The sequence below is a fragment of the Mongoliibacter sp. genome (assembly GCF_007692705.1).
Lineage (GTDB): Bacteria > Bacteroidota > Bacteroidia > Cytophagales > Cyclobacteriaceae > Mongoliibacter.
The window spans coordinates 15043-32714 of the sequence record NZ_REBN01000225.1 but is presented as its reverse complement, the minus strand read 5'-3'; the positions used below and the strand labels follow the sequence as shown (position 1 = coordinate 32714).

22 protein-coding genes and 1 tRNA gene are annotated in these 17672 nt (G+C 38.1%); 8 read left to right on the top strand and 15 right to left on the bottom strand.

Features of this window, described 5'->3' with window-relative positions; translation table 11 throughout:
- Together EA341_RS16085 and EA341_RS16080 are read right to left on the bottom strand one after the other, a co-directional pair.
- Positions 1-388: DUF4221 family protein (locus EA341_RS16085; protein WP_293016190.1), on the bottom strand; the 388-nt coding region annotated here is incomplete at its 3' end.
- A gap of 192 nt (positions 389-580) precedes the next feature.
- The gene (locus tag EA341_RS16080) at positions 581-781 is read right to left on the bottom strand and encodes a hypothetical protein (protein WP_293016189.1); all 201 of its coding nucleotides are present in this window, start codon (positions 779-781) and stop codon (positions 581-583) included.
- 928 nt (positions 782-1709) lie between these two features.
- On the opposite strand from EA341_RS16080, the gene EA341_RS16075 reads away from it, so the two are divergent.
- From EA341_RS16075 to EA341_RS16065, 3 genes are all read left to right on the top strand, one after another.
- Positions 1710-2027, top strand: coding sequence for a hypothetical protein (locus EA341_RS16075; RefSeq protein WP_293016188.1), 318 nt, complete (start codon positions 1710-1712; stop codon positions 2025-2027).
- Between the two features lie 577 nt (positions 2028-2604).
- Positions 2605-2823 (top strand): hypothetical protein, encoded by a 219-nt coding sequence (locus EA341_RS16070; protein WP_293016187.1) that lies wholly within the window; start codon positions 2605-2607, stop codon positions 2821-2823.
- Positions 2824-3029: 206 nt separating this feature from the next.
- Positions 3030-3173 carry a hypothetical protein gene (locus EA341_RS16065; RefSeq protein WP_293016186.1) on the top strand — a complete coding sequence of 48 codons (144 nt, stop codon included), beginning with the start codon at positions 3030-3032 and terminating at the stop codon, positions 3171-3173.
- Positions 3174-3341: 168 nt separating this feature from the next.
- On the opposite strand, the gene EA341_RS19025 is transcribed toward EA341_RS16065, so the two are convergent.
- Positions 3342-3434 (bottom strand): hypothetical protein, encoded by a 93-nt coding sequence (locus EA341_RS19025; RefSeq protein WP_367127678.1) that lies wholly within the window; start codon positions 3432-3434, stop codon positions 3342-3344.
- Between EA341_RS19025 and EA341_RS16060 the strand changes: the two genes are divergently transcribed.
- Positions 3390-3518 (top strand): hypothetical protein, encoded by a 129-nt coding sequence (locus EA341_RS16060; protein WP_293016185.1) that lies wholly within the window; start codon positions 3390-3392, stop codon positions 3516-3518. The two genes, EA341_RS19025 and EA341_RS16060, sit on opposite strands and share 45 nt — an antisense overlap.
- Here EA341_RS16060 and EA341_RS16055 read toward each other — a convergent pair.
- The 9 genes from EA341_RS16055 to EA341_RS16015 form a co-directional block, all read right to left on the bottom strand.
- Entirely contained in the window at positions 3498-4724 is a 1227-nt protein-coding gene (locus EA341_RS16055; protein WP_293016184.1) for a site-specific integrase, read from the bottom strand. The two genes, EA341_RS16060 and EA341_RS16055, sit on opposite strands and share 21 nt — an antisense overlap.
- Before the next feature lie 366 nt (positions 4725-5090).
- Positions 5091-5177 (bottom strand) — tRNA-Ser (locus EA341_RS16050).
- A gap of 73 nt (positions 5178-5250) precedes the next feature.
- Positions 5251-6336, bottom strand: coding sequence for an asparaginase (locus EA341_RS16045; RefSeq protein WP_293016183.1), 1086 nt, complete (start codon positions 6334-6336; stop codon positions 5251-5253).
- Positions 6333-7109, bottom strand: coding sequence for a TatD family hydrolase (locus tag EA341_RS16040; RefSeq protein WP_293016182.1), 777 nt, complete (start codon positions 7107-7109; stop codon positions 6333-6335). Before EA341_RS16040 ends, EA341_RS16045 begins: the two co-directional genes overlap by 4 nt.
- Positions 7106-8209, bottom strand: a complete 1104-nt coding sequence (locus EA341_RS16035; RefSeq protein ID WP_293016181.1) for a glycosyltransferase — start codon at positions 8207-8209, stop codon at positions 7106-7108. Before EA341_RS16035 ends, EA341_RS16040 begins: the two co-directional genes overlap by 4 nt.
- Complete coding sequence (locus tag EA341_RS16030) at positions 8206-8784, bottom strand: polysaccharide deacetylase family protein (protein ID WP_293016180.1); 579 nt, start codon at positions 8782-8784, stop codon at positions 8206-8208. The genes EA341_RS16035 and EA341_RS16030 overlap by 4 nt, the downstream gene beginning before the upstream one ends.
- A 53-nt stretch (positions 8785-8837) precedes the next feature.
- Positions 8838-10061, bottom strand: coding sequence for a PP2C family protein-serine/threonine phosphatase (locus tag EA341_RS16025; protein WP_293016179.1), 1224 nt, complete (start codon positions 10059-10061; stop codon positions 8838-8840).
- A complete protein-coding gene (locus EA341_RS16020) occupies positions 10051-10302 on the bottom strand; it encodes a hypothetical protein (RefSeq protein ID WP_293016178.1) in 252 nt (83 codons plus the stop codon). The genes EA341_RS16025 and EA341_RS16020 overlap by 11 nt, the downstream gene beginning before the upstream one ends.
- 30 nt (positions 10303-10332) lie before the next feature.
- Complete coding sequence (locus EA341_RS16015) at positions 10333-11451, bottom strand: glycosyltransferase (protein ID WP_293016177.1); 1119 nt, start codon at positions 11449-11451, stop codon at positions 10333-10335.
- A gap of 21 nt (positions 11452-11472) precedes the next feature.
- Between EA341_RS16015 and ruvC the strand changes: the two genes are divergently transcribed.
- Complete coding sequence (gene ruvC, locus EA341_RS16010) at positions 11473-12048, top strand: crossover junction endodeoxyribonuclease RuvC (RefSeq protein ID WP_293016176.1); 576 nt, start codon at positions 11473-11475, stop codon at positions 12046-12048.
- Here ruvC and EA341_RS16005 read toward each other — a convergent pair.
- The gene (locus EA341_RS16005) at positions 12045-12593 is read right to left on the bottom strand and encodes a porin family protein (RefSeq protein WP_293016175.1); all 549 of its coding nucleotides are present in this window, start codon (positions 12591-12593) and stop codon (positions 12045-12047) included. The two genes, ruvC and EA341_RS16005, sit on opposite strands and share 4 nt — an antisense overlap.
- Positions 12594-12679: 86 nt before the next feature.
- On the opposite strand from EA341_RS16005, the gene EA341_RS16000 reads away from it, so the two are divergent.
- From EA341_RS16000 to EA341_RS15990, 3 genes are all read left to right on the top strand, one after another.
- Positions 12680-13243 carry a Crp/Fnr family transcriptional regulator gene (locus EA341_RS16000; protein WP_293016174.1) on the top strand — a complete coding sequence of 188 codons (564 nt, stop codon included), beginning with the start codon at positions 12680-12682 and terminating at the stop codon, positions 13241-13243.
- A gap of 74 nt (positions 13244-13317) precedes the next feature.
- Positions 13318-14619, top strand: coding sequence for a parallel beta-helix domain-containing protein (locus EA341_RS15995; protein WP_293016173.1), 1302 nt, complete (start codon positions 13318-13320; stop codon positions 14617-14619).
- A 4-nt stretch (positions 14620-14623) separates the two neighbouring features.
- The gene (locus EA341_RS15990) at positions 14624-15787 is read left to right on the top strand and encodes an SO2930 family diheme c-type cytochrome (RefSeq protein WP_293016172.1); all 1164 of its coding nucleotides are present in this window, start codon (positions 14624-14626) and stop codon (positions 15785-15787) included.
- A gap of 28 nt (positions 15788-15815) precedes the next feature.
- Here the strand turns inward: EA341_RS15990 and EA341_RS15985 are convergent, their stop codons facing one another.
- Together EA341_RS15985 and EA341_RS15980 are read right to left on the bottom strand one after the other, a co-directional pair.
- A complete protein-coding gene (locus EA341_RS15985; protein ID WP_293016171.1) occupies positions 15816-16412 on the bottom strand; it encodes a porin family protein in 597 nt (198 codons plus the stop codon).
- Positions 16413-16598: 186 nt separating this feature from the next.
- The gene (locus EA341_RS15980; protein WP_293016170.1) at positions 16599-17672 is read right to left on the bottom strand and encodes an alanine/ornithine racemase family PLP-dependent enzyme; all 1074 of its coding nucleotides are present in this window, start codon (positions 17670-17672) and stop codon (positions 16599-16601) included.

The window sequence follows — 17672 nt, the reverse complement described above, 5'->3', positions numbered from 1 at the left end:
GTAAAATATTATTATAATTAATTGCGGGACTTCCTGAGATGATGGTAGGTGATGATCTACTACCATCAGGATATTTATTATTTGGTTTTAATAAATAAAACTCATTCAAAACTTTACCGAGATTATTAATTAAAAAAATACGCATTTCTGCAACATTCAAAAGGTAAATTGAATCCAAACTTTTCACATGAAAACCATTTATAGACCCAACTCCATCAGGCCCAATTTGATCAAATGTTATATCAAATTCCAAATTTTCTTTAGAAATATCATAAAATTTAATGGACGGTTTCTCACTTTGAAAAACTAGCCACTCTTTATCTTTATCTTCAAAAACATCAAAATACCAGGATTTAATATTGGTTAGTGAATCTACTGGAAAATTCATTACAGTAACCTTATGTAATTCTATCTCAGGTATGAACTCGGAACTCTTTTTTGAACAACTTGTAATACAGAAAAGAAAAAGAATAATATAGGTTCTAAACATAAGTTTCATTATCTCTACAACTTAAAAAAGACAAGAAATAACATTTCAATTAAATCTTGTCTTTTTAAATGTGTAAATGTTATAAATTAGTTAATGGTGACTTCCTCCGTCATCCTTACCGCAACAGTGATATTTTGCTATTGGACATGCTCCATTATCAATATATCGATCTTTATTTTGCATGCTTTGGCAATCAATCCCACTTGATTTGGATTCATTTCCAGAACCAATTAAAAAGAGTAGAGATAAAGCCCCTCCTAATAAAATTGTTTTAATTCCTGTTTTTTTCATAATTTAAATATTTAAGTTTAATTATTTCAACCACCATTCTTCGGCAGCTGTGAATTAAAAATTACCGGTAAAAACTAATTCTTTAGCCAACTTACAAAAAAAAAAAAACTACCTTTGCAAGAGACAGACTAAAATTTATTCACTGAAATAATTAACCGATTGATATTCAAATAAAAAAATTTTATAACAATCGAGAAATTATTTTACAGGTGGGGAAAGTAGTCAAATTCAGATCCATGAAACTATTAAGCCTGATCAATTTTCTTTAGGTGCATTCCTCAAATATTGAGCAATCTTTACCTTAGGTTTCAGAATTATTTTAAGTGAAAATTTTTGTCGTAAATATTAAAAAAATGTCGTTTAAATTTTAAAACGACATTTTAAATATATAAATTTTTCGTGAATTAAATGAAATTCGTGCAATCCCTACCCTTTGTATAAACTATCTGAATTCTGAACCGGATAAGATTTCAGACAATCCTTATTGGAATGATGAAGAAAAGAATTTGTATAAAGATTTCCATCTATCTCGAACCCTACTTTACTAATATCCTTCAGGACAACTTTTAAGACATTTTAAGCCTAAAATTCTTTCAAAAGAAAAAGAAGGAGATTATTATGTATAAGAACAATGTATTCAGCAAAAGGACTTGAAGGGGACTATCCAAAATCTAACCCTTGGTCTATTCAAAAAGTATACGCAGTTATAGAAAATAATGAATGGAGATTAAAAAATTCCCTGCCGATAATCACATCGAATTTGGAATAAAAAGACAATAGGGAAGATTACTTTTAAATTTCCGTCTTATCTTGATTTCAATCAAGAATTAGCAGAACATGCAAACAAATTTTACAATCAAATTGTAGAGGAATTTCAATTCTCTGAATTGGAGCCCTTTGATTTCTATATAACCACAGTGGAGATGAAATGGGCAGATTACTAAATTTTGATTTCTTTTTTGAAAGCTATACCACGGGCATAGGTATGAATGAAAAAAGAATACTTTTTAGTGGTATTGGTTCAGAACACTATCCTCTTGAGTTTATTCATTTAATTTTTCCAAAGTTTGACAGAAATGAATTAATTAAAGAAGGATTTGCAACTTGGAAAGGAGAATTGGGAGTAAAAACATTTGAAGAAAGTGCCAGTATATTTGCTCATGAATCAGGTAAAAACGATACAATAATCTTCAACGATATTCTAAATAAAAAATGGGGTTGGCAATATGCAGCATTTTACACATAAGAAGCGATTTTGTGTAAAACAGCCTATAAAAAAGGAGGAGTTGAGCTATTGAATGAACTCTTGAAATACCAAATGACAGCAAAAAGCTACTAGAAAACCTGAGTTTAATATTCAATATTAAAGAAGATGATTTTGACAAATCTTGGAGGACAGAAACATTGAAATATGAAGGCTCAATCGATGCAGTAAATAATCAACATGAGTTATAATATCTGGTCCATACAATGTTCTTGATTTAGATACCGTTGAATAACATTTTATTAGCCAAAAGTTTTAGAAATACATGATGAACGTAAATATGTAATGTTTATAGCTCAAAAATAAAATTTATATGAAGCACTGCTAATAAATTCAGGTTCACCCTCAAATGTATGAGGCTATTTACTTGAGTGGGACTTCTTGAGCTTTTAATTGGTATTTTAATTTTTTATCATAATGTTCTATGTATGAATACTAGGTTTTAGATCATTCTTAACTGTTCCCTACAAAAGATTGTATATCCAGCGGTGTATAGTGAGTATAGAATATGTTCATTGGTTTGTCCAATTATATGTAGGTTACAGGATCTTACTATATTTTGCTAGACGATCATTTTATCACAAGTGCTACCCTGCGGGAACTGACAAACCATATTATCGGGCAAGGGGGTAAAATTCTTGCAGCTTCTTCTTTGAGCTGCGGTAGGTTTGGAAAATCATTCACCCATACCTATCAGGGTGAATTTATAGGAATGACAGGAGTGGAATATCAGGCACTGAGATTATACAGCAAGGCCTGTAAGCCTGGATTTTCTTGAATTTGCTCCCTTTTCAACTGCATTTAGGGTCCATTGAAGGGGTGCAAGGTTGAAAAAACCAGATCCTGACAAGGGTCCGCTCCGCCTGACTGTAAAACAGGGTTTTCCAGAGGAAGCCTTCCCGGTTTTACCAGTCATTCCTTGTCCGGGTAGCTGTCTTTTTTTCCTTCCTGCATCATTCAATTTCCCACTTAAATGCAGATAAAATGAAAAAGTTTGAAAAAAAATTCATCGGAAAAGGATCTAGGGTAAAAAGCCTTGAATTCATCCGTCTTACCAATTCGGAAGAAGCTATTAGGGAAGCTTTGCAAAACGAGCTTACCGACTTTAAAGGAAATAATACTCAGTAATATTAGTGGCTTCACTTAAATAACCTGACCAATCTGGAAGGAGTTACACCGTTTATATTAACAAGAAAATTAATGAGTAAATTTTCATGCAATATTATAATAGTAATACCGCTCTCAAAGCAGTATTTTTCTTGTGAGAAAATATGTTTCAGATTGCATTTTTTAAATCTATGATTTCGACTTCTGAAAATCCCTAGGCAACTCGCAAAACTGGTTTTGAAAACATTTGGAGAAATAGCTGTAGCTGTTGAATCCGACCATGGTACAGACTTCAGAGATCGTGATATCTCCTTCTTCCAAATGCCTTCTGAATGCGGAACTGATTTATGTGTCATCAAAGCTTAATTTTTTCTTCAGTTTTGCCATATCCTCACTGATTTTGACATCAAGTATCTTTGCGTAGTGCTGTGTCTGCTTGAGGGATTTGTGTCCAAGCATTTTGGATACAGTTTCAATGGGTACACCATTGCCCAAGGTCACAGTGGTGGCGAAGGTATGACGGGCTATATGAAATGTCAGTTCTTTATTTATACCGCATAAATCTGAGATTTCTTTGAGGTATGAATTCATCTTTTGGTTGCTCAATACGGGCAGTACGGTATTTTCCTCAGAGCATTTGGGATGGTCCCTGTATTTATTCATGATCTCCAAAGCTTTGGGGAGTAAAGGTAACCTGATCGGTGAATCTGTCTTTTTTCTTTTGGTTTCTATCCACTTCTCTCCGTCAACACCCAACACTACTTGGTTTCTACTGAGATTTTTAACATCAATGTAGGCTAGACCTGTATAGCAGCTAAACAGAAAAATATCACGGACCTGATCCATTCTTAGAATGGAGAATTCCTTTTCTGATAAATTATCAAGCTCTTCTTTTGTAAGGATTTCGCGCCTTACTTCTTTTTTTGTCAACTTAAAACCCATAAAAGGATCTCTTTGAATCCATCCATTTTTTACGCAGTTAAGAACAATCTTCTTGAAGTTGGCTAAGTATTTTACTGTTGTGTTATGCGCACAGCTTCTCACTGATCTAAGCCAGAAAGAATACTGACTTATGAATTCAAAGTCAAGGTACTTAAGCTCCATATCATCCTTGCCATATTTCCAGCGGATAAATGATCTTGTATGTTCAAGGGAAGTCCTATATCTTTCCATTGTCCCAGGTGCAAATTCTTTTCCCACCAGTGCTTCCATGTCCTTATTGTGGGATTCAAAAATCTCAAGGATCAATCGTCTATCCTCAGCTTTTCCAGTCAGCATATTTTTAATCCTTTCCGCCGTCAAATCACTATCCATATCCATAAGTTGTTTTCTAGCCAGATGGATTTTCATCTGATAGGAATCAAGGATACCATTAAGTAGTCTTGCTTTTTCATTCTTCCCTTTTGCCCTTCCTGCGGCACTATTCCACTCGGCAGGGTCACAGGTCATCTTAGTGGATATTTCAACCCGCTTGTAATCCACTGTTATTCTGGCATATACATGCTTATCTTTTCGCCTTTTATTTTTTGAGGCTTTGAGATAAAAGAGGGTACTGAAACTTTTTTCTATCATTTTCTTACTGTTTAGTGTTCTAAAGTACTATCCAGTGAGTCATTTTGTCAAGATGTTTACTAGTGAAACATGTTGATTTTCAATATTTTATATCAGTTCTGGTGAGTCATTTTTCAAAACCGAAGGACTCACCAGATGACTCCCCTGAAATTTGGGGATAATTGAAAATTTTGATGTTTTCGGAGGCTAAAACAAAAAAAGCCCACATCTCTTCAATGCGGGCTTTTTCATTCAATTTTTGTAAAATCTGATTAAAAGTCTGTTTTTAAAGGCTGTTTAGGCACTTTTTGCAGTTTCAAATTTGTTTTTCAAATCTTTATCCTGTTTGATCCATGTCAATTTTGGAGAATCGGATAACTAAACTTGCAGAGAGGAAGGGATTCGAACCCTCGATACCCTTGCGGGTATACACGCTTTCCAGGCGTGCTCCTTCAACCACTCGGACACCTCTCTGTGTATTGGTTTTCCTTAACGGAGTGCAAAGAAATAAATTAAATGATGCCCATGCAAACTAATTCTCAAAAATTCAGCCCAAAGCAACTCCAGTCAGAGACATTTCTCCAGCCATAGGCTGAACAAGTTTCCTTCTCACCTCTGCATCACTTTTTTCATTGGCCAATAAAAACATCATCTTGGTGATCGCTGCTTCTGTCGTAATGTCTCCGCCACTCAAAACACCGATCCTTAATAAATCCCTGCTGGTCTCATACCTACCCTGAATCACACGGCCACCATTGCATTGAGAAACGTTCAAAACAATAATACCCTTTGCTATTGCCTTCTCTAAAGAATCCAAAAACCAAGGCTCACTTGGACTGTTACCTGATCCATAGGTTTCCAAAACCACCCCTTTCAAGCCCTTGGTAGCAAAGCAAGAATCAAGCACTCGGGAAGTAATACCTGGAAATAATTTTATCACCATTACATTATTGTCCAATTGGGTAAAATATTCCAGCTTTTTCCCCTCTTCAAATGGTTGAATGGCAGCATAATTATAATCAATAATGATTCCCGACTCAGCCAATGGCGGATAGTTTTCAGACTCAAATGCATCAAAATGAACACTCTGAACTTTCTTGGACCTATTACCCCTCAGCAGCATATGATTGAAAAAAATACACACTTCGGGAACGATGGGTTTACCATTGGCTTTTGAGGTGGCTATCTCAAGAGCAGTCATCAGATTTTCCCTTGCATCAGACCTCATCTCCGATATCGGTAATTGAGCTCCCGTAAATACCACAGGTTTGCTCAAACCTTTCAGCATAAAGCTGAGCATAGAGGCAGAGTATGCCATGGTATCCGTTCCGTGCAGGATCACAAAACCATCATAACTGTCATAGTTTTCGTGGATGATATACGCCATATCCACCCAGTGGTGAAGGTTTACATTGGACGAGTCTATGGGTTCTGGAAAAGAAATTACAGTGATGGCTATATTCATATTGGTCAGATTCGGAATTTTCTCCAGAATCTGACCAAAATTAAAGGGCACCAAAGCACCTGTCCTGTCATAAGCCATACCCAGTGTCCCTCCTGTATAGATAATCAATACAGAAGAGGTGATCTCACTCTTGGCTACAGTATTCAGTCTGACTATTTTGTAATTCATTTTTCAAAATGGTGAAAAATCTTCTGGGAATTCATTTGAGTAATCCGGGACACTTCCTCTAGCGGAACATCTGCCAAATCGGCAACTCTTTGCGCTATTAAAGGGATATATTCTGGTGAATTTCTTTTACCCCTGTGGGGCACAGGTGCCAAATAAGGGCCATCCGTTTCCAGGACCAAGTGATCTATCCCAATTTCGGGAATTACCTTATCCAAACCTCCATTCTTATACGTGGAAACGCCTCCTATTCCAAGGAGAAATCCCAAATCCATAATTTCTTTTGCCTGTTTTTGACTTCCGGAAAAGCAGTGGAATATACCTCTGAGGTCATCACTTTTCTCTTCTTGAATTATGGCGATGGTCTCGTCCATGGATTCTCTGCAATGCAGGATTAGTGGCCATTTTTTCTCTTTGGCCCATTGAACCTGAATCCTCAAAGCCTCTTTTTGCTGCTCAAAGAAGGTCTTGTCCCAATATAAATCCAGACCTGTTTCTCCTATACCTGCGAATTCTCTTTTGTGGATCCATTCCTCCATGACGTAGAGCTGTTTTTCAAAATCCTTATTTACATCACAGGGGTGGAGTCCCATCATAGGTATACAAATACCTGGGTATCTCAGCTCAGCTTCCAACATTGCATCAATGGATTCCACATCTATGTTGGGCATGTAGATTTTTTCTACCCCAAGTTCCTGCGAATTCCTAATTACACTATCCCTATCAGAATCGTACTTATTCGAATAAATATGAGCGTGTGTATCTGTAAACTTCATCCGTATTTTCTTCCTTTCCAGTCCGTTTTGGCAGGCCAAAAATAATAAACTATCGTAGACCAAGCAGTAATCAAATAATAAATTTCAAAAAACGCCAAATCTCTTATATTCAATTTTTGTGATGTTTTTGATGCAAATCCATAAATAAATAAGCCTTGAATTAGCACTTTGAGCAGCCAAAACAGAATCCCTTCAAAAGGATGGAAAATAATAAAAAAAATAATCGCAGGAAAAAAGAATACCTGCAAGCCCAATAGAATAATCCAATAGACCTGCAGTCTGATAGCACCGTACATCCAACGTTTTCTTTGGGACAACAATGCCCAGAAATTCTCTTGCCCTTTTGTGTGAATCAGGTTCTCACCTGATACCAAGTGTATAGCCTTAAAACCCTTTATTTTCACCTGACGGGCCATTTCAAAATCTTCTGTCAGAGAAAAAGGGATCCCTTCAAAACCACCCACAGCATTATAAGCTTTTTTGGTAACCAGCATATTATTACCCATTGAAGTCAGTGTATGTCCAATATCTGAAACAGCCTTCACCATTCCCAATGTAAGCCACCAATCCAGTCCTTGCATTTTTGAAAAAAGATTGGTCTCCTCCACTTTGGTAACTCCCGTAACCATTCCAGCCTCAGATTGCAGATGAGCATTTACCATGGATATCGCCCATTTTGCTGGCACCTGACAATCTGCATCCGTAAATAGCAAAACCTCCCCTGTGGCCTTACGTGCCATCTGCGCAAGCGCGTTGGCTTTCCCATTAATTCCTTTGGACTGGTTTTGTATGGACAGGAATAATACATTAAGTAAAGTTCCTTTCTGCCACTCGAGGATGATTTCCGCAGTTGCATCCGTACTGCCGTCATCAGCCAATATCAATTGTATTTTTCCCAAAGGATATTCCAGTAGCTCCAAACTATGTAGGCAGCTAAGAATATTTTCCGCTTCATCTCTACAGGGAATAAGTATGCTGATCTGGGGCAAATCACCACTGTCAGAGCCATTGAATTTTTTGAAATTAAAAATCAGCAGTAGGCCAAGAAAAAGGTCTTGAAAAATCAAAAACCCTACGATTACCAAACTTAATAGAATCATAGGACAGCTGTTTGGAAACCAGTATCTTGTACAAAATCCAGGTAGTCAGGAAGTATTTTTTTGAGTACCTGTTGGGTTTTCAGCTGATCATGAAAAAGGATGATAGAGCCGTTTCTAGAGTATTTTTTAGTCTTCGACAAGCACTTGGTGGGGGATTGTCTTTGATCATAGTCTCCAGAAAGCACATCCCACATAACAACCTGATATTTTGATTTTATTGCCTCAAATTGCTTTTTGGTCAGCTTTCCATAAGGGGGTCGGAAGAGCGATGAATTTTGCTCCAGAACCTCTTCAAATACGTACTCACAAGACTCTATATCGCTTAGGTAGTTGTCAAAAGAAGCATAGTATCCGTTAAGATGGTGGAAAGTATGGTTACCTATTCCATGTCCTGCTTCCGCTACATTCAAGGCCAATTGAGGATGCTTCTTTACATTGTCACCTACCATAAAAAATGTTGCTTTCATCTCCCTTTTATCCAATTCCTCCAAAACAAAATCCGTCACCCCTGGTACAGGACCATCATCAAATGTGAGGTAGATTTTATTCTCTTTTCTGCATTTATTCCATAACATTCCACTGAACAACTTGGTAACAATCGCAGGAACATGATGCATCAATACCATAACTACTGAAGCCTCAAGCTTAACAAGGTTACATCATCCCTTTGCACTCCTCCTGCAGAATAGGATTTTAGGTCTTCAAAAAACAGTTCATGAAATTCATCAGGATCTATACACAAATTGTTTTTGACAAATTGATGAAAACGATGATCGCCGTATTCTTCCTCCTTCTCATTAAAGCTTTCTGTAAGACCATCGGTATAGAGATGAATAGTAAAACCCTTTAAATGCTGTCTTTTCCCCACTTCCATAAAAGGCAACTCTTCAAAGGCACCCAAAATGGTAGTCCCAGCCCCTAGTAATTCACTTCTTTTCTCCCTTTCCCAACAAAGTATGGGCGGGTTGTGACCTGCATTGATATAAGTCAATTCTCTTTTCTTGTAATCATAGTGCCCCAGAAAAAAAGTAATGAATTTCTCCCCTTTAGTATTGTCATAAATGGTGAAATTGAGCTGCTCGACTATCATTTTCAAATCAGAACTACTTCGGAGTAATGTCCTCAAGGCTGCCTGAAAGTTGGACATCAATAAAGCTGCCGGCATTCCCTTTCCAGAAACATCCGCAATACAAAAAAAGACTTCCTCAGGAGATTTTTGTATCAAATCATAATAGTCACCACCTACTGTAGAATGGGGAACATAGGTTACTTTTGCCTTCAGTTTTTGTGTCTGGGGAAGATTCGCCGGGAAAAGCATTCGCTGTACATTGGATGCAATTTCAACCTCTTTCTTCAGTCTTTCCTGTTCCAGTTGCCTTTTGGCAAAGCGCTTATTTTCCAATGCCACCACCATAATATTGGTAAGGGCCTGTGTAAAGTTCAGGTCGAGCTCCTCGGCTTCGTCTTTCTTTTTAAGAAAAAGGATGGCGAGCATTTTATCTTTATGAAATACAGGAAGGTAGTTCTCAAGTTCACTGAATGAAAACCCAGGACCTACCTGAATATTCAACTTCCCCTCTCCCTTTTCATAACTCACATTTTGCTCCGGAATAGAGTCAGGCACCTTATTCTTCACCCCATGGCTGATTTTTTTCTCATACTGATCTTGATTGACCATGTAGAGAAGGATAGAACGGATATTGAGATGCACCAAACAGGTGAATTTAAAAATATCCAACAGTACAGTAGCCGGCTTATTCTCATTAATCGCCTGGGTGATTTCCAGAAGTGCTTTTAATTCAAGTTCTTTCTTTTGGTATGCTACAGTTGTCGGCATTTCGTTATATGGCATTATGTTCCATCAGCCCCTTTTTTGAAGCCAGATAAAACAAGTCTTTTCCTTTATTCAAAACATCCACCTGATCAAAGAGTTCTTCGTCAGGAGCAGATAGACATTTGATAAAAGCTTTTTGATGTAAACTTTTCAAGGTAGTCAGAAGCTTCTCGTCATCCCAACCCAATGTTTCGCTTAAATAGCTATAAGGTTGCACGAAGTAAAGCTCATCTAATAAATCAAACTCTTCCTCAGTCATGATATTTCTTTTTCTCGCTCTAAATTAAGGCTAATCGAAGGAATTCCTTCCCTTCCACTCAAATTTTCCTAAAATTGCCCCTACAGCTACCCTTACTACATAAAAGGGATGGATCAATCCCACTTTCAAAAAAACTGTTATTTTCTTATTCACTTCAAATGTTTTCAAAACTGTGCCAAGCACCATGTACTCCGACCCTAATTTCATTGACCAAAGCAACAAAAAAGACAAAAAGCCCACAATTCCAAAACAAAGCAAAATCGGGCTGCTGATGAATACCAATTGGATTGCTACCGGTAGCACAGCTGCCAGCTGATGTGTTGCCTGTTTATGCATTTTCCATTTTGAGGCCCATCGGATTTTTTGAGAAAAAAGACTCCCCCAGCTATTCTCGGGCTTGGTATACACCAATGCATTGATATGATTCAGGTATTTCACTGATGCACTGCCATAATGAGTACTTATTTTTTTCAGTAAAAACTCATCATCACCTGATAAATGTGACCTATTGCCTTCATAACCTTTCACAGTCAGAAAAGCAGACTTCCTGAAAGCAAGATTTGCCCCACTACACATCAGCGGATTTCCCTGGGTAAAGCCCGCTTGAGTAACCAACAAAATACTGGCCCATTCCACAAGTTGAAAGCTATGGATAAAACCTGTTCCCTCTTTGCTAATTACCGGACCCGCCACCAACTGCGTACTTGTCTCTTCAAAAAGATCCAAGAAATATTCTACCCAAAGAAAAGGCAACTTGCAGTCGGCATCGGTTGTAAGCAAGATATCTGATTTCGCATATTCAACTCCTGTCTCCAAAGCAGCTTTTTTTCCTTCGCCTTTAGACTGAAGTAAAATAATCTCAAATGAATCGGCGAATTTCTTTTTAACTGACTCCTTTAAAATTTCCGGACCTTCATCCTCAGACTGATCATTGATAAAAATCAACTGCAATGGCCTATGTCGAAGCGATTGAACTGCATCCAAAATACCCAGAATATTTTTGGACTCATTTCTATATGGCACCAAAATACTGACCAAAAGATCAGCCCTCTTTCCTTCAGTAGTCTGATGAGATTGCTTCCATACAGCACCTAACCAGAACAGGCCACCTGCATAAAGTATCCCAAACAAAAGGTAAAATGTTAGCATGAATTGATTTAACTTGCGGTAATGAGTAAAGAAGAAAAAAAACCTGCAAAGGAAAAAATAATTCTTGGTATAGATCCTGGAACCAATATCATGGGCTATGGTCTATTGATAGTGGAAGGTAAGCAATACAAACCACTGCAATATGGTGTAATTCATCTAAAAAAATACAGCTCACACGAGCTCAAGCTGAAAAAGATTTTTGAGCGCATCACCGGCCTGATAGAGGAATTTCATCCTGATGCTGTAGCCCTTGAAGCACCTTTTTATGGACAGAATGTACAATCCATGTTAAAACTTGGCAGGGCTCAGGGGGTTGCGATGGCAGCTGCACTTGCCAGAGAAATTCCTATAGCAGAATATTCCCCAAAAAAAGTAAAACAATCAGTAACCGGAAACGGAAATGCTTCGAAAGAACAAGTAGCTGAAATGCTAAAAACCTTGTTGAAAATAGAAGAATTACCGAAACTTTTGGATGCTACGGACGCTCTAGCAGTGGCAGTCTGCCATCATTTTCACGACGGCAGATTGCAAACAAGAGGAAGAGCCGCTGGTTGGAAATCATTTCTGGATGAAAACCCTGGCAGAATCAAAGGTTAAAACACCTTGCTAACCGTAAAATGAAACACCCTGCTTTTTACATTGGTATCAAAATAATTCAAGCTGGTCAACCCTAAATCATAGCCTACCTGCACTCCAAGTCCATCGTAAAGTTCATAAAAAGCTCCTAATACCGCAGCCAAGTCATAGCCTTTAATTGTGCTCCTGTTTCTGGAAACACCATCAGGGTTTTCATACCTTCTTGCTGCCAACACAGAGGCTTGCGGCCCCGCAAAGACATTGAACTTATCGGTAATCCCATACCTTACGACCACTGGGATATCAAAATAACTCAGCCTGTCACTTATTGCATCTGTATTTTTCTGAACTCCTTTTTGTGAGAAATATAATCCAGGTTCTACCTTAACGTTTTCCATCACTTCTATTCCATAAAACAGCCCTGCCCGAAAGGCTACCCTGGAATCAAAACTGAAACCATTGAAATTGGAAACATTTATACCAGATCTCAGACCAAATTGGGCTTGGCTTTCCTGAAATGCCATCATGCTCAAAAACACAAGAGAAACTAAAAGCAATTTTTTCATATACGTTGAATAATTTTATATAATTTGGGATACTCAGTTATTCTGACTTCGTTAAAAACAAGTCTTAACCCTGCAATCAAAAACAAGTGAGTAAATTAACAGAAACCCTACAAAAGTTTGTTGATTTGGAAGAAAAATCTTTGAAAGGATTTTTGGAAAAAGGGAAAATATTGAGAATATCCAAATCTGAAAAATTGATCAAAGCAGGTGAAATTTGTGAAACTCTTTTTTTTATACTAGAAGGTTCAGTACGTAGTTTTTATTTCAAGGATGATAAAGACGTCACCATTTCTTTTAGCTTGGAAGAAGAATTTATAACCTCAATGTCAAGTTTTATTACCCAAAAACCATCTTATGAAAACATTGAAGCATTGGAAGATTGTGAGCTTTGGGCCATAAGCCACAAAGACCTAATGGAGACACTGGCTCGATATAGAGACTTGGAATATGTCTACAGGCAATTGCTGGAAGAGTATTATATCCGGCTTGAAGAACAGCTAATATTTTCAAAATTCAAAACTGCTAAAGAAAGGTACCTGGAGCTCATCAAAAACAAACCTAAAATCATACAAAAGGCCAGTGTAGGGCAGATAGCATCTTTTCTTGATATGAGTATAGAGACTCTTAGCCGTATCAGGGCCAGCCTCTGATTTTTTGATATTTGTCAAATGATTTTCATTTGCTTTTTGGGTAAATTTGATAAAACCCAGAAAACTTACGTACTATGAAAACATTTCATTCAATCTTAATCCTGATTTTTTCAATACTGTTCAGTCCACTTTTCTCTGCCTGCAACAGTACAAATACAGAAATGACTTTTGACTCCAGCAAACTAGAGAGAATAAGTCAGGAAGACGTAGACAAAATAGTTGAAGCCTTTATCCTGGCTAAAGACGGTGACGTGATCGAAATACCTTCAGGATTTTACAACCTGAAAACACAACTTATCCTGGACAACAAAAATAACATCACCATTAAGGGTGCGGGAATGGCAGAAACTGTTTTGTCATTCAGAGAGCTTAGGTCTGGCGGAGAGGGTGTAAAATTAGTTGGCAATAATGTGAAAATTGAAGAACTGAGTATAGAGGATGCTCCAGGAGATGGTATCAAAAGCCAACACAGTGATGGCATAACCTTCAGGAGAATCAATGTCACCTGGACCAATGGTGATAAATCCAAAAATGGAACTTATGCCATTTACCCTGTTCAATGCAGAAATGTTATGATAGACGAATGCATTGCCTCTCATTCCAAAGATGCCGGCATTTATGTAGGACAATCTGAAAATATCATTGTCAAAAATTCCCTCGCTTTTGGCAATGTGGCGGGAATAGAAATCGAAAACTCCGATAATGCAGAAGTTTTCGGGAATACTGCAAGGGACAATTCAGGTGGCATTCTGGTTTTCAATCTCCCGGGCCTACCCAAAGCAGAAGGAAGTGGTACCAAAATTTATGACAACGATATCATTTCCAATAACCACGTGAATTTTGCCACACCCCTGAGTGATGAACCCAATGGGAATACCGTGACGATGATTCCTCCGGGTTCTGGAATCATCTTACTTGCAGCCAAAGATGTAGAAGTCTACAATAACCGTATCCATAAAAACAAAACAGTGGGTATAGCCATTGCCAATTATCAAATCACAGGCTTTCCTGCTGAAGCACCTAACTGGTCGCCCTATACCTCTAATATTTATGTTCATGACAATGATTACCAAAGGACGATGAAAATTCCGGATCTTACCAAGGAGTTCGGACAATTGATCTCGGTATATAATGCTCATGGTAAGGGGAAAACGCAGGATATCGTATTTGATGGCTTTTGGGACAAGTCCCTAAGTGAAGACCTCAATACCAACCCTATGAAAATCTGTATTCAGGAATCCGGAATGGATAAATTGCACTTCACCCTCTTCGACCTTTGGGAGGGCGAAGACAATATCAAATCCTCCAAAGATTATAGCCCCTTTGACTGTCAAACAGAAATCAAAACAGATGTAAGCGCTATAGCCAAATTGTAAGATTATGAATAAGTTTCTTCTCCATAGCATTTTGATATTCATACTGGTAGTTTTTCAATGGGCATGTACCACCGAAAAAAAGGTTGAGGAAGTCCACGTACCGCATCTAAACTATGGTGAATGGGAGGCCCCTGAAATCAAAACAGCTTCTTTGGATTTTGCGCAAATCCCATTCAAAAACCTATCTGACTATGGCTTTTTCAAAGGGAAAATCAGGGAACTTGAGGCCGAAGACGGGGTAATCCCGTATGAACCAGCCTCTTCTCTTTTTACTGATTACGCACACAAATCCAGATTTATATGGATGCCTGAGGAAAGTCAGGCCAAAATCAATAAGGACATGGAAGGGACCATGAAATTCCCTGACCAAACGGTTTTGATTAAAAATTTTTATTATCCCTCAGATTTTCGAAAGCCAACTAAAAACATCAGGATGATTGAAACCAGACTGATGGTAAAAAGAAATGGTACTTGGGAGGCTTTCCCTTATATCTGGAATGATGACCAGACCGATGCAGTATATAAGGTAGTTGGAGCCGAAATACCCGTGAAATGGACAAATATAAAAGGAGAAGAACAAGTCATCAATTATATAGTCCCCAACAAAAACCAGTGTAAAAGCTGTCACAATGTGAATGAGGAAATGGTTCCTATAGGCGTCAAAGCCAAACATCTCAACAACGAATTCCCTTATGCCTCAGGCCATCAAAATCAGCTCGTCAAATGGCAAGATGTTGGATACCTTGAACAGGTAGAACATCCCGAAAACTTTCCTTCTATGATAAATTATAAAGACCAAAACCAAGAACTCAACCTCAGGGCCATGGCTTATTTGGACATCAATTGTGCGCATTGCCACAGAGCCGAAGGACCAGCTAGTACCTCTGGGCTTTTTTTGAACTATGAGGAAAGAGACCCCATGAAGCTGGGGATATTCAAAACACCGGTTGCAGCTGGTTTTGGTGCAGGTTCCTTCAAGTTTGGAATCCACCCAGGGAAAGCAGATAAATCCATCATGACATTCAGAATGGGAACCAATCAGGTGGGTGCGGCCATGCCCGAGTTGGGAAGAGTCATTGTACACGAGGAAGGGCTTCAATTGATCAAGGATTGGATCAACGATATGGATGAAGGATCTTTCAAAAACCAAAAAGCCCAACTTAGATAGTTGGGCTTTTCAAATTTCCATTTACTCTTTAAAAAGTTAAACCCACTGAAAGATTAAACCCTCTATTGTAGACATCTGAATTACTGTTTTTAAATACAGGAGCCATACCATAGTTATAAGAACCCTGCACATTCAATCCCTTAGGGAGATTATAGCCAAGACCAACGACAATACCATAATCAGTTTCCCTTACATTATCAGAGTCAAAGCTGACAGTAGATCCGAAAAGGTCACCTTCAAAGGTAGAGGCAGCCAAAAACGAGACCTGTGGCCCGGCAAAAATATTCAACCCTTCAGTCAAATAGGCTCTTGCCAAAATTGGCACATCAATATAATCTAAATTTGCCCTTGAATTCAGGAAATCATCATTCCTGGTACCTTTCATTGAGTAATAAGCTCCAGGCTCAATGGCAAATGATTCTCCTATAAAAAATGTGGAGTAAAGTCCAAGATGAAACCCGGTTCTATTGGTATAGTTGTCTTCGGAGATGTCTCCACCGCCAAAGGTGTAAAAATTACCACCACCACGGATACCCAAACCTCCTCTGCCTTCATTACTCGATTGTGCTTGGGCATTGAAAGCGAAAAGCGCCATTACTGCGAAAATCATTGTTAACTTTTTCATGTGTTTTTAATTTATTTTTTTTAAGATCACATGGAATCTCGCATCTTCCACAATCAAGCAAGTGTGTGTCGATTGCGTTATGCTCGATTTCATATAAATAATAATTGGTTTGGCATTTAAATGGCTAAGATCATGCCAAGCAAAACCAAAAAACCCTATTGAAAAAGTAACCCACTGATTCACAAATCAATCACTCACCACTTTATCTACATAGCTTGAATTCAAAATACTCAAAGCCCCCATATACTTGAGGCTAAATTTTACCACATCCCCTACTTTATAGCCCTTAGGATTTTCTCCAAGATTTAAAATAAGCATATCAGAACTAGCACCCAAAATCTCAAATTCTCCATCTTCTGGAATCAAGTATTTAGGGTCAACATCGAGCAAACCGATGTCTAATATCGCCCTGAAGGACATTCTTCCATAAAGCCCTTCGTCAATCTCTGCTACTTCCCCCTGAGGATTTGCCGCAAGTGTCCCTGATGGTAAAAGTGGCTTTTCCTGCATTTCGATAATCTCCGCAAATAGGGTAAAAACATCCCCTTGCATGCCTTCAATTAATTTCTCCTCAAAAAGATCCACCCCAAAAAACAAGGTTTCACCTACTCGAAAGTGGTTAATTCCCATGGGTAGCTGTTTATGCAGCATAAGCGGAATAGTGACTGAAGTTCCTGCAGAAACCCAAGGAATGCTTTTATTGAATTTTAACTCAATAATCTGCTTATACAAAGAAAGCTGTATCAGCTTATCCGTAGAGGGCATCACCCCATTCAAACAGTTGAGATTGGTTCCTAATCCGACTATTTCAATACCTGGCAATTCAAAAATCTGAGAGTAAAATTCCACAAGATGATCCCCCATAACACCTTCTCTGAGGTCACCGGTTTCCACCATGATAATTATTTTGTGTTTTTTACCCTGTTTCACTGCCTCTTCAGAAATCCAGCCAATAGTTATGAGTTCACTATTAAGACTAACGTCGGCATACTTCACCATTTTGCCTACATTTCTTTTAGAAACGGGCTTGATATACACAGTTTGGATATCGGGATTGATTTCTTTGATCTTGGCCAGATTACTGATCCTGGAATCATGGATTTCTTCCACTCCTAAATCTATAAGTTCTCCCAAAAGCTTTCTGTTTCCACACAGAATTTTTGAAACAATTCCCCAGGAGATATCCCGCTCCTCAAACATAGATTTGAGAAATTGAAAATTTTGGTTGAGTTTAGTTTTGTTTAATGTAAGATAAGCCAT